Source organism: Saccharomonospora glauca K62, assembly GCF_000243395.2.
Taxonomy (GTDB): Bacteria; Actinomycetota; Actinomycetes; order Mycobacteriales; family Pseudonocardiaceae; genus Saccharomonospora; species Saccharomonospora glauca.
In genome coordinates, this window is the sequence record NZ_CM001484.1 from 1,067,787 (window position 1) to 1,089,079 (window position 21,293).

The 21,293-nt window shown below is 70.1% G+C and carries 21 protein-coding genes; 16 read left to right on the plus strand and 5 right to left on the minus strand.

Annotated features, from left to right (window positions below; genetic code table 11):
* The first annotated feature begins 64 nt into the window (after window positions 1–64).
* Complete coding sequence (locus SACGLDRAFT_RS05125; RefSeq protein WP_005462341.1) at window positions 65–853, plus strand: class I SAM-dependent methyltransferase; 789 nt, start codon at window positions 65–67, stop codon at window positions 851–853.
* Window positions 850–1,971: a 23S rRNA (adenine(2503)-C(2))-methyltransferase RlmN gene (gene rlmN / locus SACGLDRAFT_RS05130; protein ID WP_005462342.1), complete on the plus strand. Its 1,122-nt coding sequence runs from the start codon at window positions 850–852 to the stop codon at window positions 1,969–1,971. The genes SACGLDRAFT_RS05125 and rlmN overlap by 4 nt, the downstream gene beginning before the upstream one ends.
* A gap of 99 nt (window positions 1,972–2,070) precedes the next feature.
* Here rlmN and SACGLDRAFT_RS05135 read toward each other — a convergent pair whose 3' ends face one another.
* Window positions 2,071–2,331, minus strand: a complete 261-nt coding sequence (locus SACGLDRAFT_RS05135; protein ID WP_005462344.1) for a DUF2631 domain-containing protein — start codon at window positions 2,329–2,331, stop codon at window positions 2,071–2,073.
* Window positions 2,332–2,427: 96 nt separating this feature from the next.
* On the opposite strand from SACGLDRAFT_RS05135, the gene dxr reads away from it, so the two are divergent.
* From dxr to SACGLDRAFT_RS05155, 4 genes are all read left to right on the plus strand, one after another.
* Entirely contained in the window at window positions 2,428–3,654 is a 1,227-nt protein-coding gene (gene dxr / locus SACGLDRAFT_RS05140; RefSeq protein ID WP_005462346.1) for a 1-deoxy-D-xylulose-5-phosphate reductoisomerase, read from the plus strand.
* 3 nt (window positions 3,655–3,657) lie between these two features.
* Window positions 3,658–4,866, plus strand: a complete 1,209-nt coding sequence (locus tag SACGLDRAFT_RS05145) for a M50 family metallopeptidase (protein ID WP_005462349.1) — start codon at window positions 3,658–3,660, stop codon at window positions 4,864–4,866.
* Window positions 4,867–4,992: 126 nt separating this feature from the next.
* Window positions 4,993–6,144 carry a flavodoxin-dependent (E)-4-hydroxy-3-methylbut-2-enyl-diphosphate synthase gene (ispG, locus tag SACGLDRAFT_RS05150; protein WP_005462351.1) on the plus strand — a complete coding sequence of 384 codons (1,152 nt, stop codon included), beginning with the start codon at window positions 4,993–4,995 and terminating at the stop codon, window positions 6,142–6,144.
* 345 nt (window positions 6,145–6,489) lie between these two features.
* Entirely contained in the window at window positions 6,490–7,341 is an 852-nt protein-coding gene (locus SACGLDRAFT_RS05155) for a GNAT family N-acetyltransferase (protein ID WP_005462353.1), read from the plus strand.
* Here SACGLDRAFT_RS05155 and SACGLDRAFT_RS05160 read toward each other — a convergent pair.
* A complete protein-coding gene (locus SACGLDRAFT_RS05160) occupies window positions 7,338–8,333 on the minus strand; it encodes a helix-turn-helix transcriptional regulator (RefSeq protein WP_005462355.1) in 996 nt (331 codons plus the stop codon). The genes SACGLDRAFT_RS05155 and SACGLDRAFT_RS05160 overlap by 4 nt on opposite strands.
* Window positions 8,334–8,394: 61 nt before the next feature.
* Between SACGLDRAFT_RS05160 and SACGLDRAFT_RS05165 the strand changes: the two genes are divergently transcribed.
* From SACGLDRAFT_RS05165 to SACGLDRAFT_RS05190, 6 genes are all read left to right on the plus strand, one after another.
* Window positions 8,395–8,976, plus strand: a complete 582-nt coding sequence (locus SACGLDRAFT_RS05165; RefSeq protein WP_005462370.1) for a DinB family protein — start codon at window positions 8,395–8,397, stop codon at window positions 8,974–8,976.
* A gap of 1 nt (window position 8,977) precedes the next feature.
* The gene (locus SACGLDRAFT_RS05170) at window positions 8,978–9,415 is read left to right on the plus strand and encodes a VOC family protein (RefSeq protein WP_005462371.1); all 438 of its coding nucleotides are present in this window, start codon (window positions 8,978–8,980) and stop codon (window positions 9,413–9,415) included.
* Between the two features lie 111 nt (window positions 9,416–9,526).
* Window positions 9,527–10,384, plus strand: coding sequence for a type I methionyl aminopeptidase (map, locus tag SACGLDRAFT_RS05175; protein WP_005462372.1), 858 nt, complete (start codon window positions 9,527–9,529; stop codon window positions 10,382–10,384).
* A 90-nt stretch (window positions 10,385–10,474) separates the two neighbouring features.
* Entirely contained in the window at window positions 10,475–11,227 is a 753-nt protein-coding gene (locus SACGLDRAFT_RS05180) for a 3-hydroxybutyrate dehydrogenase (protein WP_005462373.1), read from the plus strand.
* A 46-nt stretch (window positions 11,228–11,273) separates the two neighbouring features.
* Window positions 11,274–12,593: an MFS transporter gene (locus SACGLDRAFT_RS05185; RefSeq protein ID WP_005462374.1), complete on the plus strand. Its 1,320-nt coding sequence runs from the start codon at window positions 11,274–11,276 to the stop codon at window positions 12,591–12,593.
* Window positions 12,594–12,597: 4 nt separating this feature from the next.
* Window positions 12,598–14,472, plus strand: coding sequence for a helix-turn-helix domain-containing protein (locus SACGLDRAFT_RS05190; RefSeq protein WP_198283527.1), 1,875 nt, complete (start codon window positions 12,598–12,600; stop codon window positions 14,470–14,472).
* Here SACGLDRAFT_RS05190 and SACGLDRAFT_RS05195 read toward each other — a convergent pair.
* On the minus strand, window positions 14,443–15,123 hold the full coding sequence (locus SACGLDRAFT_RS05195) for a FadR/GntR family transcriptional regulator (protein ID WP_005462383.1): 681 nt from the start codon (window positions 15,121–15,123) through the stop codon (window positions 14,443–14,445). The two genes, SACGLDRAFT_RS05190 and SACGLDRAFT_RS05195, sit on opposite strands and share 30 nt — an antisense overlap.
* Before the next feature lie 49 nt (window positions 15,124–15,172).
* Here SACGLDRAFT_RS05195 and SACGLDRAFT_RS05200 point away from each other — a divergent pair, with 49 nt between their 5' ends.
* Entirely contained in the window at window positions 15,173–16,426 is a 1,254-nt protein-coding gene (locus SACGLDRAFT_RS05200; protein ID WP_005462384.1) for a CynX/NimT family MFS transporter, read from the plus strand.
* A 4-nt stretch (window positions 16,427–16,430) separates the two neighbouring features.
* Here SACGLDRAFT_RS05200 and SACGLDRAFT_RS05205 read toward each other — a convergent pair whose 3' ends face one another.
* On the minus strand, window positions 16,431–17,822 hold the full coding sequence (locus tag SACGLDRAFT_RS05205; protein WP_005462385.1) for a mycothione reductase: 1,392 nt from the start codon (window positions 17,820–17,822) through the stop codon (window positions 16,431–16,433).
* Window positions 17,823–18,068: 246 nt separating this feature from the next.
* Between SACGLDRAFT_RS05205 and SACGLDRAFT_RS05210 the strand changes: the two genes are divergently transcribed.
* Window positions 18,069–18,854 (plus strand): S1 family peptidase, encoded by a 786-nt coding sequence (locus tag SACGLDRAFT_RS05210; RefSeq protein WP_005462386.1) that lies wholly within the window; start codon window positions 18,069–18,071, stop codon window positions 18,852–18,854.
* The gene (locus tag SACGLDRAFT_RS05215; protein ID WP_005462387.1) at window positions 18,847–19,314 is read left to right on the plus strand and encodes a GNAT family N-acetyltransferase; all 468 of its coding nucleotides are present in this window, start codon (window positions 18,847–18,849) and stop codon (window positions 19,312–19,314) included. Before SACGLDRAFT_RS05210 ends, SACGLDRAFT_RS05215 begins: the two co-directional genes overlap by 8 nt.
* Window positions 19,315–19,323: 9 nt before the next feature.
* On the opposite strand, the gene SACGLDRAFT_RS05220 is transcribed toward SACGLDRAFT_RS05215, so the two are convergent.
* The gene (locus SACGLDRAFT_RS05220; protein WP_005462388.1) at window positions 19,324–20,511 is read right to left on the minus strand and encodes an 8-amino-7-oxononanoate synthase; all 1,188 of its coding nucleotides are present in this window, start codon (window positions 20,509–20,511) and stop codon (window positions 19,324–19,326) included.
* 41 nt (window positions 20,512–20,552) lie between these two features.
* Between SACGLDRAFT_RS05220 and SACGLDRAFT_RS05225 the strand changes: the two genes are divergently transcribed.
* Window positions 20,553–21,287, plus strand: coding sequence for a PIG-L deacetylase family protein (locus SACGLDRAFT_RS05225; RefSeq protein WP_005462389.1), 735 nt, complete (start codon window positions 20,553–20,555; stop codon window positions 21,285–21,287).
* Window positions 21,288–21,293 lie beyond the last annotated feature (6 nt).

The following is a 21,293-nucleotide window of genomic DNA, read 5'->3' on the forward strand; positions in this document are numbered from 1 at the left end:
ACCTCCTCGACGACCGACCGAAAGGTCATCCTAGGGGCCGTCAGGGCGGGTTAGTCTGATTTCCGTGAGAATCTTCGGCCGCCGAACGGAGGTCGTGCCGAGTCCGAACATCTGGTACCACCCGGACGTCTACGAGCGGGAGAACCAGGTACAGGACGTCGACGACGCGGTCTGGACACACCTTGCCACCGAGACGCCCTGGAGCGGTGCCGACGTGGTGGACGTGGGCTGTGGGGCCGGTTTCCACCTGCCGAGGTTCGCCGCCACGGCGGCCTCGGTCGTGGGGGTGGAACCACACCCTCCGTTGGTGCGCAGGGCGCGGGAACGCATGGCCGGCCATCCGTCGGTCACCGTGCTGCGGGGCACGGCGCAGCGACTGCCGCTGCCGGACGCCTCCGCCGACCTCGTCCACGCGCGCACGGCCTACTTCTTCGGGCCCGGCTGTGAACCGGGCTTGCGGGAGGCCGACCGTGTGCTGCGACCGGGGGGCGCGCTCGTGATCGTGGACCTCGACACCCTGTGCGTGCCCTACGGCGAGTGGATGCTCGCCGACCTGCCCCGTTACCGACCCGCCGAGGTCGACGCCTTCTTCTCCGCGAAGGGCTTCGCGTGTCGGCGCGTCACGACCCGGTGGTCGTTTCCCGACCGGGAGACCTTGAAGGCCGTCCTGCGGATCGAGTTCAGCCCGAGGGTGGCCGCTCGTGCCGTGGTGGAGACGTTACGGCTCAACCGCGACCGCACCGGGCCGCTGGACCTTCCGGTGGGCTATCGCGTGCTCGTGCGGCGCAAACCGGCCGGTCTCGTACGGGCGTCCGAGCCATTGGCAGGGCATGGGACACTGACAGAGCCATGACTGCATTGCCCCTGGTCTTCGACGCTCCCCGCCGTGGCCTGCCCCGGCGCCACCTCGCCGACCTCACCGTGTCCGAACGGGCCGAGGCCGTTGCCGCGCTCGGCGAGAAACCGTTCCGCGCGAAGCAGCTTTCGCATCACTACTTCTCCCGGCTCACCGTCGACCCCGACGCGATGACCGACATCCCCGCGGCGTCCCGGCAGCGGCTCGTCGACGAACTGATGCCCTCGCTGCTGACCCAGGTCCGGGTCGTGGACTGCGACGGCGGCAGCACCCGGAAGACGCTGTGGCGGGCGCACGACGGCACGCTGGTGGAAAGCGTGCTGATGCGTTACCCGGACCGCGCCACGCTGTGTATCTCCAGCCAGGCGGGCTGCGGCATGGCGTGTCCGTTCTGCGCGACCGGACAGGGCGGGTTGACCCGCAACCTGTCGACCGCGGAGATCGTCGACCAGGTGCGGGCCGCCGCCGCCGTGATGCGCGACGGTCTGATGCCGGGGCCCGACGGCACGCCGACGCCCGGCCGGTTGTCGAACATCGTGTTCATGGGCATGGGGGAGCCGCTGGCGAACTACAAGCGGGTGCTCGCGGCGGTGCGCCGCATCACCGACCCCGCGCCCGCGGGGTTGGGGATCTCCCAGCGGTCGGTGACGGTGTCCACCGTGGGCCTGGCCCCGGCCATCCGGAAACTCGCCGACGAGGGGCTGCAGGTGCGCCTCGCCGTGTCGCTGCACACACCGGACGACGAGCTGCGGGACGAACTCGTGCCCGTGAACAACCGCTGGCCGGTCGACGAGGTGCTGCGGGCGGCCCGTTACTACGCCGACCGCACCGGCAGGCGGGTGTCCATCGAGTACGCGCTCATCCGTGACATCAACGACCAGCCCTGGCGTGCGGACCTGCTAGCCCAGCGGCTGCGTGAGCACCTCGGTCAGCTTGCCCACGTGAACGTCATCCCGTTGAACCCGACGCCGGGCAGCAAGTGGGACGCAAGCCCGAAGCCGGTGGAACGGGAGTTCGTGCGCCGGGTCAACGCGGGCGGTGTCGCCTGCACCGTGCGGGACACACGAGGTCAGGAGATCGCCGCCGCCTGCGGTCAGCTCGCCGCCGAGGGGTGAGGCCGCGAGGGTGCTCTTTCGGAGCGGTGAGCTGCTTCCCAAAGAATCGGGCACCCCGTTTTGGGGTGCCCGATCGACAAGACTGTTCTCGTGTGGTCGTCAGCGACGCCAGGCGGTGCGGCTGCGGCGCAGGTCGAACAGCACGCCCAGCAGGATGCCGACGCCGGTGACGATGAGCACGACGTCTTCGGTGCGGTTCTGGTGGTTGCCGTACAGCATCAGGAACATGATTGCGGCGGCGGCCACCGCGCCGATACGCGCGGCCTTGGGGAAGGAGCCGTGCCAGCCCCACTCGGCCGACGGCTCGTCCCTGGGGTCGACCTCGGAACCGGTGCGCTTCTCGACAGCCTTACCTGCCACGATCACTCCTCCACTCGCGAGCCCGCTCGGCGCGACTTCGTGTGGCTCGATAATCGCACATGCCTCCCGCCGAGGCCGCAGGGGACGTCCGCGACAATGGTCACCATGACGGTCACCGCGAGCGCACCCCGGACCGTGCTGGTGCTGGGTTCCACCGGCTCCATCGGCACACAGGCCCTCGACGTGACGGGACGGAACCCCGACCGGTTTCGGGTGGTCGGTCTCGCGGCGGGTGGCTCGGACCCGCGTGCCCTGGCCGCCCAGGTGCTCGAGCACGAGGTCGAGGCGGTGGCGGTGACCCGCTCGACGGCGGTGGAGGACCTCCAGCTCGCGCTCTACGCCGAGGCGCAGAAGCGCGGATACGCGCGCGGTGAATTCCGGTTGCCCCGCATCTTCGCCGGGCCCGACGCGGTCGAGGAGCTCATCGACGCGGCACCCGCCGACGTGGTGCTCAACGGCATGCCCGGTTCGCAAGGGCTCGGTCCCACGCTGCGTGCCCTCAAGACCGGGGCGGTGCTCGCGTTGGCGAACAAGGAGTCGCTCATCGCGGGCGGGCCCCTGGTGAAGGCGGCGGCGCGCCCCGGCCAGATCGTGCCGGTCGACTCGGAGCACTCGGCGCTCGCGCAGGCGCTGCGCGGCGGGCGCGCCGAGGAGGTGGACCGACTGGTGCTCACGGCCTCCGGCGGTCCGTTCCGGGGCCGCACGCGGGAGCAGATGGCGAACGTCACGGTGGAGGACGCGCTGGCCCACCCGACGTGGGCCATGGGGCAGCTCGTCACGATCAACTCGGCCACCCTGGTGAACAAGGGACTGGAGCTGATCGAGGCGCACCTGCTGTTCGACGTTCCGTGTGAGCGGATCGACGTGGTGGTGCACCCGCAGTCGATCGTGCACTCGATGGTGACGTTCGTGGACGGCTCGACGTTGGCGCAGGCCAGCCCACCCGACATGCGGCTGCCCATCGCGCTCGCCCTGGGATGGCCCGATCGGGTGCCGGGTGCCGTCCCGCCCTGCCGTTGGGACCGAGCGGCGTCGTGGACGTTCGAGCCCGTGGACACCGTCGCGTTCCCCGCCGTGGAGCTGGCCCGTCACGTCGGGTCGGTGGGCGGGTGCCTGCCCGCCGTCTTCAACGCGGCGAACGAACGGCTCGTCGCCGAGTTCCTCGCACACAACACCAGCTTCACGTCCATCGTGGACACTGTTTCCCAGGTCGTCGAGGCCGCTGACGAGTGGCGCCGTCCGCCCCGTGACCTGGCCGACGTCCTTGCTGCGGAACAATGGGCGCGCGACCGTGCGGCCACGATCATGTCGGGAGGGAAGTAGCGCGTGCTCGTCTACATCCTGGGGGTCGCGCTCTTCGCGCTCGGAATCTGCGTCTCCGTCGCGCTTCACGAAGCCGGCCACATGGTGGCGGCCAAGTCCTTCGGCATGAAGGTGCGCCGCTACTTCGTGGGATTCGGCCCCACGGTGTTCTCGTTCAAGCGAGGCGAGACGGAGTACGGGCTGAAGTGGATTCCGCTCGGCGGTTTCTGCGACATCGCCGGGATGACGGCGTTGGACGAGGTCACGCCCGATGAAGCCCCTCGGGCGATGTGGCGGTTCAAGACGTGGAAACGCACGGTGGTGCTCGCCGCGGGGTCGTTCACGCACTTCGTGCTGGGCTTCCTCGTGCTCTACTTCATGGCCATCTCGATGGGGCTGCCGAACATCTCCGACAAGCCGGTCGTCAGCCAGGTGTCCGACTGCGTGCGCAGTGCCACCACGGTGCAGGAGTGGAACGACCCCACGTGTCGTCCGACCGATCCGGCCCCGGCCAAGGAAGCGGGGCTGAGGCCCGGCGACGAGGTGGTCTCGGTGGGCGGCACCCGCACGGAGACCTGGCAGGACCTCCTGCGTGCCGTGCAGCGGTCCGAGGGGCCCACCGAGGTGCGGGTCCTGCGTGACGGCGAGGCCCTGACACTGACCATCGACGTGGCGAAGGTGACACGTCCCACCGCCGAGGGCGGCACGGAACAGTTGGGTGCCATCGGTGCGTCCCCGGCGGGCATGCTGACGTACGGGCCGGGGGAGGCGTTCGCCGGTTCGGCCGCGTTCACCGGTGAGCTGCTGGTGCAGACCTGGCAGCGGCTGCTCGACTTCCCGGAGAAGATCCCGGCCGTCGTCGAGGCCATCTTCGGCGGGGAACGAGACCCGGACACCCCCGTCAGCGTGGTGGGCGCGAGCCGCATCGGCGGCGAGGCCGTGGAACAGGGGCTGTGGGAGGTCTTCTTCCTGCTCCTGGCGAGCCTGAACTTCTTCGTCGGTATCTTCAACCTGCTGCCGCTGTTGCCGCTCGACGGCGGGCACATCGCCGTGACCTGGTACGAACGAGTGCGGGACTGGATTCGCAAGTTGCGGGGCAAGGCCGCGGGCGGTCCCGTCGACTACACCAAGCTCAGCGCGGTCACGGGTGTGGTGATGGTCATCGGTGGCGCCATCGTGTTGCTCACAGTGACGGCCGACATCGTGAACCCCATCAGGCTCATCCAACAGTAGTAACGTCCGGGCAGCCGGGTTCGGACGTTCACGTATCGTGGATGTCGGCAGCCGGTTCGTTTCCGGCAGTGTGTCTCCGGCGCAGCACGCAGTAGCGCACGCAGTAGCGAAAGTGCAGAGGAATCGATGACCGTCGACCTGGGTTTGCCCGCCACGCCTCCCCCCGTTCTCGCCGACCGCCGCAAGACCCGCCAACTCCAGGTGGGCTCCGTGGGGGTCGGAAGTGACTACCCGATCTCGGTGCAGTCGATGACGACCACCGTCACGGCGGACGTCAACGCGACGCTCCAGCAGATCGCCGAGCTGACGGCGGCGGGATGTGACATCGTCCGGGTGGCGTGCCCCAGCGCCGACGACGCGGAGGCGTTGCCCGCGATCGCGGCGAAGTCGAAGATCCCGGTGATCGCCGACATCCACTTCCAGCCGAAGTACGTCTTCGCCGCTATCGAGGCCGGGTGCGCGGCGGTGCGCGTGAACCCCGGCAACATCAAGAAGTTCGACGACAAGGTCAAAGAGATCGCGCAGGCCGCGAAGGACCACGGCACGCCCATCCGCATCGGGGTCAACGCCGGTTCGCTCGACCCGCGCCTGCTGAAGAAGTACGGCAAGGCCACGCCGGAGGCGTTGGCCGAGTCGGCCCTGTGGGAGGCGTCGCTGTTCGCCGAGCACGACTTCCACGACCTGAAGATCTCGGTCAAGCACAACGACCCCGTCGTGATGGTGCGTGCCTACGAGATCCTCGCCGAGCAGTGCGACTACCCGCTGCACCTGGGGGTCACCGAAGCGGGGCCCGCCTTCCAGGGCACCATCAAGTCGGCCGTGGCCTTCGGAGCGCTCCTGCGGCAGGGCATCGGTGACACGATCCGGGTGTCGCTGTCCGCGCCTCCCGTGGAGGAAGTGAAGGTCGGCACCCAGATCCTCCAGTCACTGAACCTGCGCCCGCGCAAGCTGGAGATCGTGTCGTGCCCGTCGTGCGGGCGTGCCCAGGTGGACGTGTACAAGCTGGCCGACGAGGTCACCGCGGGCCTGGACGGCCTGGAGGTGCCGCTGCGGGTGGCCGTGATGGGGTGCGTCGTCAACGGGCCGGGAGAGGCCAGGGAGGCCGACCTCGGCGTGGCGTCCGGCAACGGCAAGGGCCAGATCTTCGTCAAGGGCAAGGTCATCAAGACCGTGCCCGAGGACCAGATCGTGGAGACCCTCATCACCGAGGCCATGCGGATCGCCGAGGAGAACGGTCACGTCGAGGGCAGTGGGCAGCCGGTCGTCACGGTGAGCTGACCGTCACGGCGCCGGGTGGCACTACCGGATCATCGACACGTCGTCGAGCGGGGACGCCCCGGTGCGCACCCGGCGGGAGCCGGACATCCCGGAGGGGTGGCCCGAGGTGACGATCGAGGCGATCCACCCGTCGCCACCCCGCGGGGACGGCACAATCCGATCACCGACCGAGTTCACGAGGGCCTGGTGCGTGGTCGCCCGGACGACACGGTGGGTCCCCTTCGGGGAAAGGGACGCCGGGCGCCCTCCGCCCCGGTGCCGGATACCGCCGAATTTCGGCGGGATCGCGTGTGGACATCTTTCGACGGTCCCCACGAACGGCTGTGATCTGGCAATCTTGTCGTTGTGTTGCGGCTGGCCGGTGCAAGGCTGCTCGACGAGAGGGATTACCCGGCGGTCCGTTCGCTGCTCGCGGCGGATCCGGTGGGGAGCTGTATGGTTGCCGCTCGGGTCGAGGTCGCAGGGCTCGATCCGTGGCGGCTGGGGGGCGAGCTTTGGGGCACCGAAGCCCGTCGCCGAGTCGGAGGACTCCAGGGGCTGTGCTTCGCGGGCCCCAATCTGATTCCACTGCGAGGTAACTCCGCCGCGTTGCGTTCGTTCGCCGACCGCGCGTTGCGCAGGCCACGGTCCTGCTCGTCGCTGGTCGGGCCCGCGGACCAGGTGTTGGGCCTGTGGGACGAGCTGGTGGACGAGTGGGGGCCCGCGCGCGAGGTGCGTGCCGACCAGCCGCTCATGGCGCTCGACGACGCCCCCGCGGTGTCGCCGGACCCGGCGGTGCGGCGCGTCCGGCCCGAAGAGATCGACGTGTACTTCCCCGCGGCCGTGGCCATGTTCCGCGAGGAGGTCGGTGTCGATCCGCGGCTCGGCGACGGAGGGGCGGGATACCGAGCGCGCGTCACCGAGCTCATCGCGGCCGGACGGGCGTTCGCGAGGTTCGAGGGCGACGAGGTCGTCTTCAAGGCCGAGATCGGCGCGATGTCCGGCAGCGTGGGCCAGATCCAGGGCGTGTGGGTCAATCCCCGGCATCGAGGTCGAGGACTCGGGGCGGCGGGCACGGCGGCCGTGGCCGACCGGTTGGTGCGCGGTTACGGGCGTACCGCGAGCCTGTACGTGAACTCGTTCAACGCGCCCGCGCTGGCCGCCTACCGCAAGGTCGGGTTCCGCCAGGTCGGTCGGTACGCGACCGTGCTGTTCTAGCCGTTCGCGCGGGACCCGGCCGAGGTACGGGGTCGGTCGCTCCCGGCCATCGCCGCGAGCCTTCGGGCGAGTGTCCCGGCGGCCTCCCTCAGCTCCGGGGGTGCCAGCACCTCGGTCTCGAAACCCAGCCGGGCGATCTGCATGGCGAGCCAGTCCGGGTCGTCACCGCCGACGGCGAGCACGCACCAGCCGTCCTCGTCGTCGGTGACCCGACCCACCTGCGGGGGTACCAGCTCCCGCACCCGGTTCGGCGGTGCGTGCACCCGCACACGGGCGAGGTAGCGGTACGGCGACTCGGTCACGGACCGCTGGACGTAGGACACCGGGTCGGGATGCTCCCTCGGTCGGAACTGCCAGGTCGTCGCCACCACCTCGCGCATCCGGTCCAGCCGGAAGGTGCGCCAGTCGTCGCGGTCGATATCCCACGCCATCAGGTACCAGCGGCGGCCGGTGACGACCATCCGCACGGGCTCGACCGTGCGTTCGCGGCGCCCTCCGTGGCGACCGGGGTAGACGAACCGCACCCGGACGGTGTCGCGGCAGGCCCGCGCGAGCGTCACCAGCACCTCGGCGTCGATCTCGACGCCGGGGCCGACGAGAGGTTCGGTGGCGCTGTGCACGGCCCGTACCTCCGCGCGCAGCCGGGGTGGCATCACCTGGTCGAGCTTCGCGAGCGCACGCAGAGCCGCTTCGCCCGCTCCGGCGACCGTGCCGCCCGACGCCCACCGTAGGGACACCGCCGTCGCGATCGCCTCTTCGTCGTCGAGGAGCAGCGGAGGCAGCCGGGTGCCCGCACCGAGCTGGTAGCCGCCGCCGACGCCCGCTGTCGCGTGTACGGGGTAGCCGAGTGCGCGCAGCCGCTCCACGTCGCGCCGCACGGAACGATCGGTGACTCCGAGCTCCGCCGCCAGCTCGGCGGCGGTCCAGGACGGCCTGCGCTGAAGTAGCGCCAGCAGCCGCAGCACTCGTTCGGTCGTCGCCTCCACGGTCATTCGGCCATCGTTGCACGAATCACGGAACGAACCTGTCCGTTATCTGCGGAAGGCTGAAGCCATGACCGAGCAGACGCAGAACGACCTGTTGCGGGACCAGCTCGCCCGGCACTGGACCAACCAGCTGCGCAAGCGCCTCGACGGGCTCACCGACGACGAGTACTTCTGGGAGCCGGTACCCGGCTGCTGGAGTGTACGACCCCGTGGCACCGGCGTCGCCCCGGTGCAGGCCGGTGCCGGGGCGATGACCATCGACTTCGCGATACCGGAGCCCGACCCGGCGCCGTTCACGACGATCGCCTGGCGACTCGGGCACGTGATCGTGGGCGTGCTGGCGATGCGCAACGCCGCGCACTTCGGTCGCGCGCCGACCGACTACCGGTCGTTCACCTACGCGGAGACCGCCTCCGAGGCGCTGGCCCAGCTCGACGCGGAGTACGCCACCTGGCTGGCCGGGGTGGCCTCACTCGGCGAGGAGGGGCTCGCCCGACCGTGCGGGCCGGCGGAGGGTGCCTACGCGGAGAGCTCGATGGCACGACTCGTGCTGCACATCAATCGAGAGGTGATCCACCATCTTTCCGAGGTCTGCCTGCTGCGGGACCTCTACCTGCACTCCCGGCGGGCCCGGCGGGAGGCGAGCTGAGATGACCTGCGACGTTCAGATCACGTTCGACTGTGCCGACCCGGCCGCGCTGGCGGCCTTCTGGGCCGAGGCTCTCGGCTATCGGCTCCAGGACCCGCCCGCGGGCTTCGAGTTGTGGGAGCGAGCCCTGGAGGCGATGGGAGTACCGCCCGAACGCCGGGGCGATGCCTCGGCGGTGATCGATCCCGAGGGAGTGCGGCCGCGGCTGTTCTTCCAGCGGGTGCCCGAGGGCAAACAGGTCAAAAACCGCGTGCACCTCGACGTGCGCGCCGCTCCGGGACTGCGCGGGGATGAGCGCATGGCGGCGCTGGAGGCGGAGGCCGAGCGGTTGGTGGCCCACGGCGCCACCCGATTGCGACGCCACGAGCCCGCCGAACCGTTGGAACCGGGGCACCTCGTGATGGCCGACCCCGAGGGCAACGAGTTCTGCCTCGACTGAAGCGGCGGGTGCCGACCGCGGGCGGTGAGGTGAGCAGTGCCACGCCGTGACGTGGCACGTCGACGGAACGGGCGGGGAATCGATGCCGACCACGGGTCGTAGGCTGGAGACATGCCCGATCGTGCACCGTTGACACCCGGCGTCCTGTCGCCGCCCCGTCCCGTTCCCGCTTCCATCGCCCGGCCCGAGTACGTCGGTAAGCCCGCGCCGAAGCGCGACACCGGCAACGGTGTGCGCTCGCCCGAGGTGATCGAGGCGATGCGCAAGGCGTCTCGGATCGCGGCGCAGGCACTGGAGGAGGGCGGCAAGGCCGTCAAGCCCGGCAACACCACCGACGACATCGACCGCGTGGTGCACGAGTTCCTGCTCGACCACGGCGCCTACCCGTCGACGCTCGGCTACCGCGGCTTCCCGAAGTCGTGCTGCACCTCGCTGAACGAGGTGATCTGCCACGGGATCCCCGACTCGACGGTGATCCAGGACGGCGACATCTGCAACATCGACGTCACCGCCTACATCGACGGCGTGCACGGCGACACCAACGCCACCTTCCTCGCGGGCGACGTCTCCGAGGAGGCGCGGCTGCTGGTCGAACGCACCCGTGAGGCCACCATGCGGGCCATCAAGGCCGTGCGGCCCGGTAGGCAGCTCAACGTCATCGGCCGCGTCATCGAGTCGTACGCCAAGCGGTTCGGCTACGGGGTCGTGCGCGACTTCACCGGCCACGGCGTGGGCCCCGCGTTCCACACCGCTCCCACGGTGCTCCACTACGACGAGCCGTCGGTGACCACGGTCATCGAACCGAACATGACGTTCACCATCGAGCCGATGATCACGCTCGGCACGATCGAGTACGACGTGTGGGACGACGACTGGACGGTCACCACGAAGGACAAGAAGTGGACCGCCCAGTTCGAGCACACGGTGTTGGTCACCGAGGACGGCGTGGAGATCCTCACCCTGCCGTGACCCAGTGTGGTCGAACCACACGACTCACCACGGACTTGTAGTTCGTTCACACATGGTTGACGGGGCGGCCGGCTTCTACTGTCGGCTGTCATGTCCACCAGCCCTTTGACCGGGAAGACGGCTCTCGTCACCGGCGGCGCCAACGGCATCGGACGAGCCTGTGTCTCGGCCCTCCGCGAGGCCGGGGCCACCGTGCATCTCGTCGACGTCGACGGCGCCGCCGCGAAGGACGTGGCCGACGCCCACGGCGCCGTCGCCCACGTCGTCGATCTGACCGACCCGAACGCCATCGACTCGCTGCCCCGCGACGTCGACATCCTCGTCAACAACGCGGGGGTGCAGCACATCGCGCCCATTCAGGACTTCCCGCCCGAGAAGTTCGAGTTCCTCCAACGGTTGATGGTCACGGCGCCGTTTCTGTTGATGCGGCACTGCCTGCCCGCCATGTACGAGCGGGGCTGGGGACGCATCGTGAACATCTCCAGCGTCCACGGGTTGGTCGCCAGCCCGCACAAGGCGGCCTACGTCGCGGCCAAGCACGCTCTCGAAGGACTGTCCAAGGTGGCCGCGATCGAGGGCGCCGAGCACGGCGTCACCAGCAACTGCGTCAACCCCGGCTACGTCCGCACCAATCTCGTGGCCAACCAGATCGACGCGCAGGCAGCGTCGCGTGGCATCCCCACCGACGCGGTCCTCGACGAGGTGTTCCTGCGCCGCACCGCCATCAAGCGCCTCATCGAGCCCGAGGAGGTGGCCTCGCTGGTGGTGTGGCTGTGCGGAGACGAGGCGAGCTACCTCACCGGGGCCTCGATCCCGCTCGACGGCGGCTGGACCGCCACCTGAATCGCTCCTTCCCCCTCCCCATCAGCACAACGAAGTGGTGATCAACATGTCTTCGTCGAGAACGTCGATCAAACGTGTCGTGGCCGCCAGCATGATCGGCACCACGGTCGAGTGGTACGACTTCTTCCTCTACGGCTCGGCCGCCGCGCTCGTCTTCAACTCCCAGTTCTTCCCGGAGAGCGACCCGCTGGTCGGCACCATGTTGGCGTTCGCGACCCTCGCCGTCGGCTTCGTCGCCAGGCCGCTCGGGGGATTGGTGTTCGGCCACTACGGGGACAAGATCGGCCGCAAGAAGCTGCTCGTGGTCAGCCTCCTGATGATGGGCGGCGCGACCTTCGCGATGGGGCTGCTTCCCACCTACGCCACGATCGGGGTCGCCGCACCGCTGTTGCTGGTGTTGTTGCGCCTGATCCAGGGCTTCGCCGTGGGCGGCGAATGGGGTGGCGCGGTGCTCATCGTGTCCGAACACGGTGACGACCGCAGGCGTGGGTTCTGGGCGTCCTGGCCCCAGGCCGGGGTTCCCGCGGGGAACCTCCTCGCCACGGCGGTGCTGGCCGTCCTCGCGGTGGTGCAGAGCGACGAGACGTTCAACGCGTGGGGCTGGCGTATTCCGTTCCTGCTGTCGGGCCTGCTGGTGCTGATCGGCATGTGGATCAGGTTGGCGGTCGAGGAGTCCCCGGTGTTCGTGGAGGCCGTGAAGAAGGCGGGGGACAAGCCCGCCGCGGAGAAGGCTCCGATCGTCACGGTGCTGAAGCACAGCTGGCGTGAGGTGCTCATCGCGATGGGAGCCCGGTTCGCCGAGAACGTCTCCTACTACGTCATCACGGCCTTCGTGCTCGTCTACCTGACCACGCACCTGGAGCTGCCCAAGTCGCTGGGTCTGAACGCCGTGCTGGTCGGCTCCGCCATCCACTTCGTCACCATCCCGATGTGGGGATGGCTGTCCGACGTCATCGGCCGCCGGATCGTCTACCTGTTCGGCACCGCGAGCATGCTGGTGTGGAGCTTCGTGTTCTTCCCGATGCTCGATGGCGCCACGTCGCTCACCACGATCGTCGCCGTGTCGGTCGGGTTGTTCCTGCACGGCGCGATGTACGGGCCGCAGGCGGCGTTCTTCTCGGAGTTGTTCGGCACCAAGGTGCGCTACTCCGGTTCGTCGATCGGCTACCAGCTCGCCTCGATCGCCGCGGGCGGTGTCGCGCCCCTCATCGCCACGGCGCTGCTGGACTCGTACGGCACCAGCATGCCGATCTCGATCTACGTGGCCGCCACCTGTGTGGTGACGTTCGTCGCCGTCTACTTCGCCAAGGAGACCCGTGGTTCCTCTCTCGCCGACGCGGAACGCCAGCCCTCGGTGGCAGCATGATCAGGTGACCGACACACGCTCGGAGGGCGACGCCGCCCGACGACTGCTGGAACTGCTGGCCGCGGGCGCGAGTGGCGAGGAACTCGCTCGCGTCCCCGCGGACAGCGGCACCAGGCAACTGGCCATGGACATCCGGCGAACGCTGGACGCGCACAGCAGGCGGGAGGCGGAGCTCACGGCGCTGTTCGCCACCGCGAGCGACCTGGCGAGGCTGCGCGACCTCGACGCCGTGCTGCGTTCGATCGTGCGTCGGGCCCGCATGCTGCTGGGCGCGGACGTCTCGTACCTCACGTTGAACGACGACTCCGGCGACGGCAGCACCTACATGCGGGTCACCGACGGGTCCGCCTCCGCCCTGTTCCAACAACTCCGGCTCGGGGCGGGGGAGGGCCTCGGGGGCCTGGTGGCACAGACCGCTCGTCCTTACGCCACTCGCGACTACCCGAACGACGAGCGGTTCGATCACACCGGGCCGATCGACCGTGCGGTGAACGACGAGGGACTCATCGCGATCCTCGGTGTTCCCCTGTCGCTCGGGGAGCGCGTGATCGGCGTGCTGTTCGCCTCGGAACGGCGACCGCGCTCCTTCTCGCCGGACGAGGTGGCGCTTTTGTCCTCGTTCGCCGACCACGCCGCCATCGCCATCGACAACGCGCGGTTGATCGAGGAGAGCACGGCGGCGCTCGCGGAGCTGGAGGAGGCCAACAAGACCATCAAGGCCCACCACGAGAGTCTGGCCAGGGCGCAGGAGGCGCACGACCGGCTCACCGAACTCGTCCTCGGGGGCGCGGACGTACCCGAGATCGCGGCCGCGGTGGCGTCGGTGTTGGGCGGCGGCATCGTGGTGTGTGACGCCGACGGCGCGGAACTCGGCCGTTCCGGGGGGAGGCGACCGCCGGTGCGGGCGTTGTCGCGGGCGATCGCCGCCTCCCGCGCGGCCGGCAAGGCCATCGCCGAGGGCGACATGTGGGTGTGCGCGGTGATGGCGGGACCGCAACTGCTGGGCAGCATCACCCTCACCGGTCGTCCCGAGCTGTCCGACGCCGACCGCAGGTTGTTCGAGCGCGCCGGGGTGGTGACCGCCCTGTTGCTGCTGCTGCGCCGGTCGGCCGCCGAGGCGGAGGACCGGGTGCGGGGTGAGCTCGTGGCCGACCTCCTCACCGCGCCCGAACGCGACCCGGCCACGCTGCTCGACCGAGGACGTCGGTTGGGAGTGGACCTCACCGCGCCCCACGCCGTGCTGACCCTGCACGCCGAAGGGATCTCGCGGGCCCGGCTGGCCTCGGTGGCCGCCCGCCGTGCGGCGCTGGCGGGGGTGTTCGCGGAGCAGGTCGTGATGCTCGTGGCCACCGACCGCCCCGGTGAGCTGGCGCGCCGGACGGCCTCCGAACTCACCGCCTCACTGGGACGTCCGGTCACCGTGGGCGCGGCCGGTCCCGCGGCGGGACCCACGGAGCTGGCTCGGGCCCACGCCGAGTCGGTGCGCTGTGTGCGTGCCTTGCTGGCCCTCGGCAGGCACGGGCACGGAGCCGCGCCGGAGGACCTCGGTTTCGTGGGACTCGTGCTGAGCGACCGCACCGACGTCGCGACGTTCGTGCGCTCCACCCTCGGGCCCGTACTGGACTACGACTCCGCGCGGGGGACCGAACTGCTGCGGACGTTGCGCGCCTACTTCGCCGCCGGGGGCAACCTCACGCGCGCCAAGGACAGCCTGCACGTCCACGTCAACACGGTCGCCCAGCGGTTGGAACGGATCGGCTCGTTGCTGGGCGCCGACTGGCAGCAGCCGGATCGCGCGCTGGAACTTCAACTCGCCCTGCGGCTGCACACGTTGGCCGGTGGGGACCGGTCAGTCCTCGGCGGGATGGCGGGTGAGTAGACCGTCCAGGAATTCGCGGGCGTGCCGGGCCGCGCGCTCGGGATCGCGCTCGGCGATCGCGGTGACGATGTTCCGGTGGTCGGCGGGTTCCGGGGTCTTCTCCTCGAGACGTACCGTGGTCGCGACGCAGGAGGTCACCAGCTCCGCCATCCCCCGGTAGAGCTCAAGGAGCGCGTTGTTGTGCGCCGCCTCGACCATCGCCACGTGGAACTCGGTGTCGACACGGGCGAAGGCGTCCTCGTCGCCGTTCGCCCACACGCGGTCGCGTTCGTCGAGCAGTCTCGCCAACGCGGCGAGGTCGTCGTCCGTGCGTTCCGTCGCGGCCAGCCGGGCCGCCTCCACCTCCAGGGCCCGACGCACCTGCAGGGCCTCCCGTAACCGGGAGCCGCACAGTCTGCGCAGTGCTCCGGAGACCTCGCTGGTGGCCCTGACGTAGGTGCCGTCACCCTGCCGCACCTCCAGCAGACCGTTGTGCGCGAGCGCGCGGACCGCCTCGCGCACGGTGTTACGACCCACGCCCAACGTCGCCGCGAGTTCCGGCTCGGTGGGTATCCGTTCCCCGAGCGCCCATTCCCCCCGGCGCACCGCGTCGCGCAGCTGCTCGATGACCTGGTCGACAAGCCCCGCCCGACGAGGGGAGGACAACGGCATGTAAACATCCTTTCAGCCGATCATCCTATGAATTGCTAGAGTAACCGACATGTCGATCGATCGCGAGGTATCCGTGCAAGACACGACGAGCTCCGAGGGGCCCGAGCCGGGAGCCGATTCGGTCGATCGCACGAGCCTCGCGCTCGGTGGTGGACTCCTGGCCGTCGCCGTGGTGCTGGCGGCGCTCAATCTCAGGCCCGCCATCACGTCGGTGGGGTCGGTGCTCGACGAGATGCGCGACGGCCTCGGCGCCTCCAACACCTGGGCCGGTGCGCTGACCACATTGCCCGGTTTGTGCTTCGCTCTCGCCGGCCTCGCCGCGCCGCGGCTGGCTCGGCGGATCGGCCTGCGGGCCGCCGTCGCCACGGCGTTGCTCGCGCTGGGGATCGGCACGGTCCTACGGGTGCTGGCGGGCCCGTTCGTGGTGCTCGGGGGCACGCTGGTGGCCTGCACGGGCATCGCGTTGGCCAACGTGCTCATCCCCGTGGTGGTCAAGGCGTCGTTCGCCGCCAGGGTGGGGTTGGTGACCGGGGTCTACACCGCCGCGATGCAGCTCGGCGGTGCTCTGGGGTCGTCGGTGACGCCCCCGATGGAAGGGGCCTTCGGAGGCTGGCGAGCCGCGTTGGGGAGCTGGGCAGTCCTCGCGGTCGGAGCCCTGATCGTGTGGCTGATCGCGACCACGAACGCCTCGGGGCTGCGGAGCCGGGGCGCCACGGAGGAGTCCGAGGGCGGGCGCCGTTCGCTGTTGCGAGTGCCGTTGGCCTGGGTCGTCACCGCCTTCTTCGGTTGCCAGTCGTGTCTCGCCTACATCGTCATGGGCTGGTTGCCTCAGGTGCTCATGGACGCCGGTGTCAGCCGGGGAACGGCGGGGCTGCTGCTCGGACTGGTGTCCCTGCTGGGGTTGTCCGTGAGCCTGACCATCCCCGCCGTCGCCGCCCGCAGCGGAAGCCAGAGCGGCTGGATCGTGTCGCTCAGCCTGCTCGGCGGCGCGGGTGTCCTCGGGCTGTTGTTCGCGCCGTCGGCCTCCCCCGTGCTCTGGTCGGTGCTGATCGGGTTCGGGATGAGCGTGTTCTCCCTCGCCCTGACCACCATCGCGTTGCGTGCCAGGAACAGCGCCGACACTGCAGCCCTGTCCGGGATGTCCCAGGGCTTTGGCTACCTTCTGGCCGCCGCGGGACCGTTTTTGTTCGGACTGCTGCACGATCTCACCGGCGGCTGGACCGTGCCGTTCGTCTTCCTGTTCGTCGTGGTGGTCTTCCAGGTCGTCTTCGGCTACCTCGCCGGACGCCCCCGCTACGTCTGACGGCTCAGTCGTCCAGCGGCAACGCCAGCAACGCGTTCTCGACGAGTTCCGGCATCGCGGGGTGGATCCAGTACTGGCCGCGGGCCATCGAGGCGGCGTCGAGCCCGAAACTCATGGCCTGGATGAGCGGCTGGATCAGCGTCGGGGCCTGCGCACCGATGATGTGCGCGCCGAGCAGCTGCCCGGTGCTCGGGTCGGCGAGCAGCTTCGCGAAGCCGGTCTCGTCCTCCATCGCCCAGCCGTAGGCGATCCCGGCGTACTCCTGGGTGGCGGTCACGTAGCGGAGGCCGCGGGCGGCGGCGTCGCGCTCGGTCAGGCCGACGGACGCGATCTGGGGCGAGGTGAACACCGCGTGCGGAACGAAGCGGTGGTCGGAGGCCACGGGGTCGTCGGGGTGTAGAAGGTTGTGCTGCACGACTCGGGCCTCGTGGTTGGCGACGTGCTTCAGCTCGTACGGCGACGACAAGTCGCCGAGCGCGTAGATGCCGTCCACCTCCGTGCGCTGGTACTCGTCCACGACGACGTGTCCACTGGGGAGGGTGGAGATGCCGGTGGCGGCGACGTCGAGGAGGTCCGAGTTCGGCCTGCGTCCCGTGGCGACGAGCAGCAGGTCACCTTCGACGGTCTCGGCTCCGCCGGGACCCTCCAGGTCGAGCGCCACTCCCTCGGGCGTGCGGCGGGCCTTCACCGCGCGTCGGTTCAGCCGTACGTCGAAGCGACGGGAGGCGAGTTCGGTGAACCGGCGGCTGATGTCCTCGTCCTCCCGGCGCAGGAGCGCGCCCGAACGGGCCACGACGGTGACGTCGACGCCGAACGACGCGAACACGTGGGCGAACTCGGCGCTGACGAACCCGCTGCCCAGGATCACGACGCGGCGCGGCAGCTCGTCGATGCGCATCACGGTGTCGGACGTGTGGTAGTCGACGTCGGCCAGTCCGGGGATCTCGGGCACGGTGGCCCTGCCCCCGGCCGCCAGGACGAACTGATCGGCCGTCAGTGTCTCCTCGCCGTCGGCCAGGCGCACGGTGAGCTTCTTGTACCCGGTGAAGCGAGCCTCGCCCTCGTACACGGTGACGTTCGCGTTGTCCTCGTGCTCGATGCGGTATCGCCGGCCGCCCTCGGCGATGGCGTCGATACGACCGAAGATCCGGTCCCGGATCTCGCGCCACCGCACGTTGCGAAGCTCCAGGTCGACCCCGAGGCGACCGGCGGGCGCTGGGGAGGAGGCCAGGTCGGCGGGGTGGACGAACATCTTCGTGGGGATACAACCCACGTTCAGGCACGTGCCGCCGAACACCCCCTTCTCCACGATCGCGACTTTCCGGTCGGCGAAGCGGGCGTCGAGGATCGAGTTGCCCGATCCCGTTCCGACGATGACGAGGTCGTAGTGGGGCACGGCAGCACCTTTCACGGTCGGCACGACGACGTGGCCGGGGTTCGGCCACGCCCTTGGGCTCGAACGGGGAAGCCGCCCGCATTGTTCCCGTTCCCCGGTGTGACGCCGAGGTGGGGACCGGAAGGCGAGGTCCCCGCCTCGTGTGGTTCTCGCGGGGTTCGTGGCAATCCACCCCTTTCAGTGACAGCACGTGACGGGTCTTGGACCTAGGGTGGTTGTGTTGTGCGACAGGAGGGGAGAGCCAGCGTGTTCACGAACATCCGACGCCGACTCGGAGTGACCTTGGCGGTGCTGACCGGGGCGGTGTGCGCGTCGGCCGGTCACGCGGCCGGGATGCAGCCCGTCGTCGGCGGCGACTCGGCGTCCATAGAGGACTATCCGTACGCCGTGTACCTCGTCGACGGCCGAGGCAACCAGTACTGCGGCGGCACGGTGATCTCGGAGACCGAGGTCCTCACCGCCGCTCATTGCGCGCTCGCCGTGCGACAGGCCGACATCGGGGTGGTCGTGGGCCGCGAGCGCACGGCTTCGAACCGGGGCACGGAGGTCGGCGTCGACGACGTGTGGGTGGCGCCGGGATACAGCGACCCGCTCTCCGGCGACGACATCGCCGTGCTCACGTTGTCGGAGCCGGTGTCCGCGTCTCCCGCACGGTTGCCGAGGAGCTCCGACGACCACCTGTACGAGCCGGGAACCATGGCCACCGTCGTGGGGTGGGGGCGGCTGTTCGAGAACGGTCCCAAGCCCGGTTCCCTGCGCGCCGCCGAGGTCCCGTTGGTCTCGGACAGCGAGTGCGCGCGGGTGTTCCGCTCGTTCGACGCGGACACGATGGTGTGCGCCGGATACGACTCGGGTGGCATCGACGCCTGCCAGGGCGACTCCGGTGGTCCGTTGCTGGTGGGCGACGTCGTCATCGGCATCGTGTCGTGGGGCGACGGGTGCGCCAAGCCCGAGACGCCCGGTGTCTACACGCGGGTGTCGACCTACACCGACGACATCAGGGCCGACCTGGTACGCAATACGGGTGACTGATCCCGCTGTCTCCCGTCGTCCCGAGCAACTCTCCATCGCCGTCCGCTCCGGCACCGAGCTGACCTCGGCCGAGCTCTACGCGTTGTTGCGGTTGCGGGTGGACGTCTTCGTGGTCGAACAGGAATGCCCGTACCCGGAACTCGACGGAAGGGACCTGCTTCCGGACACCCGTCATGTGTGGGCCACGACGTCCGACGACCGGGTCGCGGGGTGTCTGCGGGTCCTGGCCGAGGAAGGCGGCGTCCAGCGGATCGGGCGGGTGTGCACGGCCCGGTTCGCGCGTGGCACCGGTGTGGGGGCCGTGCTGATGCGCGAGGCGCTGGAGTTGATCGGCGACACGGAGTCCGTGCTCGACGCCCAGACGTACGCGACGGGCTTCTACGAGCGCTTCGGCTTCCGGCCCGAAGGGGAGGAGTTCCTGGAGGACGGCATCCCGCACGTGACGATGCGCCGTCGCTGACGGACCTCGTCAGCGACGGGCGCTCGGCGGGGCGGTCTCGGTGAGGACCGTGACCGCGCGGTCGAGCTCCGGCTCGGAGAGGTCGGCTTTCGCGGTCAGGCGAAGACGGGCCACGCCGTCGGGCACCGACGGCGGGCGGAAACACCCGACGTCCACGCCCCTCTCCGCGCAGCGAGCCGCCCAGGCCGCGGCCTCGTCCGCGGACGGGGCGCGCACCGACACCACGGCCGCCTCGGGTGCGCTCACCCCGAACCCGGCGTCCGTCAACCGGTCGGCCAGCTCGCGTGCTCGGGTGCGGACACGCTCGGCCAGCTCCGGTTCGTCGCGCAGCACGCGCAGGGCCGCGAGGGCGGCCGCCGCGCTCGCGGGGGCGAGTGCCGTGTCGAAGATGAAGCTCCGAGCCGTGTTCACCAGGTGCTTGATCACTCGCCGAGGTCCGAGGACGGCACCGCCCTGCGCCCCCAACGACTTCGACAGCGTCACGGTGGTGACGACGTCGGGCTCTCCGGCGAGCCCCGCCGCGTGCACGGCGCCCCGCCCGCCGTCCCCGAGAACCCCGAGGCCGTGGGCGTCGTCCACGAGCAGGGCCGCGGAGTGCCGTCGGCACGCGGCCGACAGCTCGCGCAGCGGAGCCAGATCGCCGTCCACGGAGAACACCGAGTCGGTGACCACGAGGGCGCGCTGCTTGCGTCGGGTCGCGAGCGCGTGCTCGACCGCTCCGGGGTTGTTGTGCTCCACCACGGCGAGGTCAGCGCGGGACAGCCGGCAGCCCTCGACCAGGGACGCATGGATGTAGGAGTCGGTGACGATGGCCGCCTCCTTGCCGGTCAGCGCCGTCACGGCACCGAGATTGGCGGCGAATCCCGACGAGAACACCAGGGCCGCCTGTGCGCCGCAGAACCGGGCCAGTTCGTACTCCAGCTCGGCGTGGACCTCGGTCGACCCGGTCACCAGCCGCGAGCCCGTCGCCCCGGCTCCCCACTTCAACGCCGCGGCGGCGGCCGCCCCGGCGACCCGCTTGTCGCGGGCGAGACCGAGGTAGTCGTTGCCCGCGAGATCGAGCCGCTTCGACTCGGCCGGGCGCGAGGTCAGCGTGCGGACCAAGCCCGCGTCGGCGCGTCGTGCCGCGGCGTCGTCGAGCCAGTCGAAAACGTGCTCCGGAGGCGTTGCCGAGCGGGTTGAGCCTGGTGCGTTCACGCTGGCAGTCTCGCATTGAACGGGAGTTGAGGAGGGACAGGGTGAGCGACGACGCGCGGCGGCTACTGCCGATGCCCGAGGACTGGCGGCGGGCGTTGGCGGTGGTGGCTCATCCCGACGACATGGAGTACGGCTGCGCCGGAGCCGTCGCCGGATGGACGGCCGAGGGGCGCGAGGTGTCGTACCTGTTGGCCACCCGAGGAGAGGCCGGCATCGACCACATGCCCCCGGAGGAGGCCGAGGTGGTGCGCGAGCGGGAGCAGATCGCCAGCGCCCGCGTGGTCGGGGTCGAGCGGGTGGAGTTCCTCGACCACCCGGACGGCGTGATCGAGTACGGCCTGGAACTGCGCCGTGACATCGCCGCGGCGATCCGCAAGCACCGGCCCGAACTCGTGGTGATCATCAACCACCGGGACACGTGGTCGGGAGGCGGCCTCAACATGGCCGACCACCGGCACGTGGGCCAGGCCACCCTCGACGCGATCCGGGACGCCGGGAACCGCTGGGTGTTCCAGGATCTGCTCGCCGGTGGGCTTCACCCGTGGCAGGGAGTCCGGTGGGTGGCGGTGGCGGCCTCACCGATGGCCACGCACGCGGTGGACATCACCTCGACGTTCGAACGTGCGGTGGAGTCCCTGCTGTGCCACCGCGCCTACCTGGAGGGACTCGGGCAGACCGAGGAAGACGCGCGTCGGTTCCTGCGCGAGTACGCCGAGGCGTGCGGCCGTCGTTTCGGTGGCGTACTCGCCACGGATTTCGAACTCATCACCCTGTGAACCCGC

Bases quoted from the DNA above. Each gene is read 5' to 3' on its own strand.
- rlmN (WP_005462342.1), top strand. From the start codon at position 850: ATGACTGCATTGCCCCTGGTCTTCGACGCTCCCCGCCGTGGCCTGCCC.
- dxr (WP_005462346.1), top strand. From the start codon at position 2,428: ATGGTCACCATGACGGTCACCGCGAGCGCACCCCGGACCGTGCTGGTG.
- ispG (WP_005462351.1), top strand. From the start codon at position 4,993: ATGACCGTCGACCTGGGTTTGCCCGCCACGCCTCCCCCCGTTCTCGCC.
- SACGLDRAFT_RS05160 (WP_005462355.1), bottom strand. From the start codon at position 8,333: ATGACCGTGGAGGCGACGACCGAACGAGTGCTGCGGCTGCTGGCGCTA.
- SACGLDRAFT_RS05165 (WP_005462370.1), top strand. From the start codon at position 8,395: ATGACCGAGCAGACGCAGAACGACCTGTTGCGGGACCAGCTCGCCCGG.
- SACGLDRAFT_RS05170 (WP_005462371.1), top strand. From the start codon at position 8,978: ATGACCTGCGACGTTCAGATCACGTTCGACTGTGCCGACCCGGCCGCG.
- map (WP_005462372.1), top strand. From the start codon at position 9,527: ATGCCCGATCGTGCACCGTTGACACCCGGCGTCCTGTCGCCGCCCCGT.
- SACGLDRAFT_RS05180 (WP_005462373.1), top strand. From the start codon at position 10,475: ATGTCCACCAGCCCTTTGACCGGGAAGACGGCTCTCGTCACCGGCGGC.
- SACGLDRAFT_RS05185 (WP_005462374.1), top strand. From the start codon at position 11,274: ATGTCTTCGTCGAGAACGTCGATCAAACGTGTCGTGGCCGCCAGCATG.
- SACGLDRAFT_RS05195 (WP_005462383.1), bottom strand. From the start codon at position 15,123: ATGCCGTTGTCCTCCCCTCGTCGGGCGGGGCTTGTCGACCAGGTCATC.
- SACGLDRAFT_RS05200 (WP_005462384.1), top strand. From the start codon at position 15,173: ATGTCGATCGATCGCGAGGTATCCGTGCAAGACACGACGAGCTCCGAG.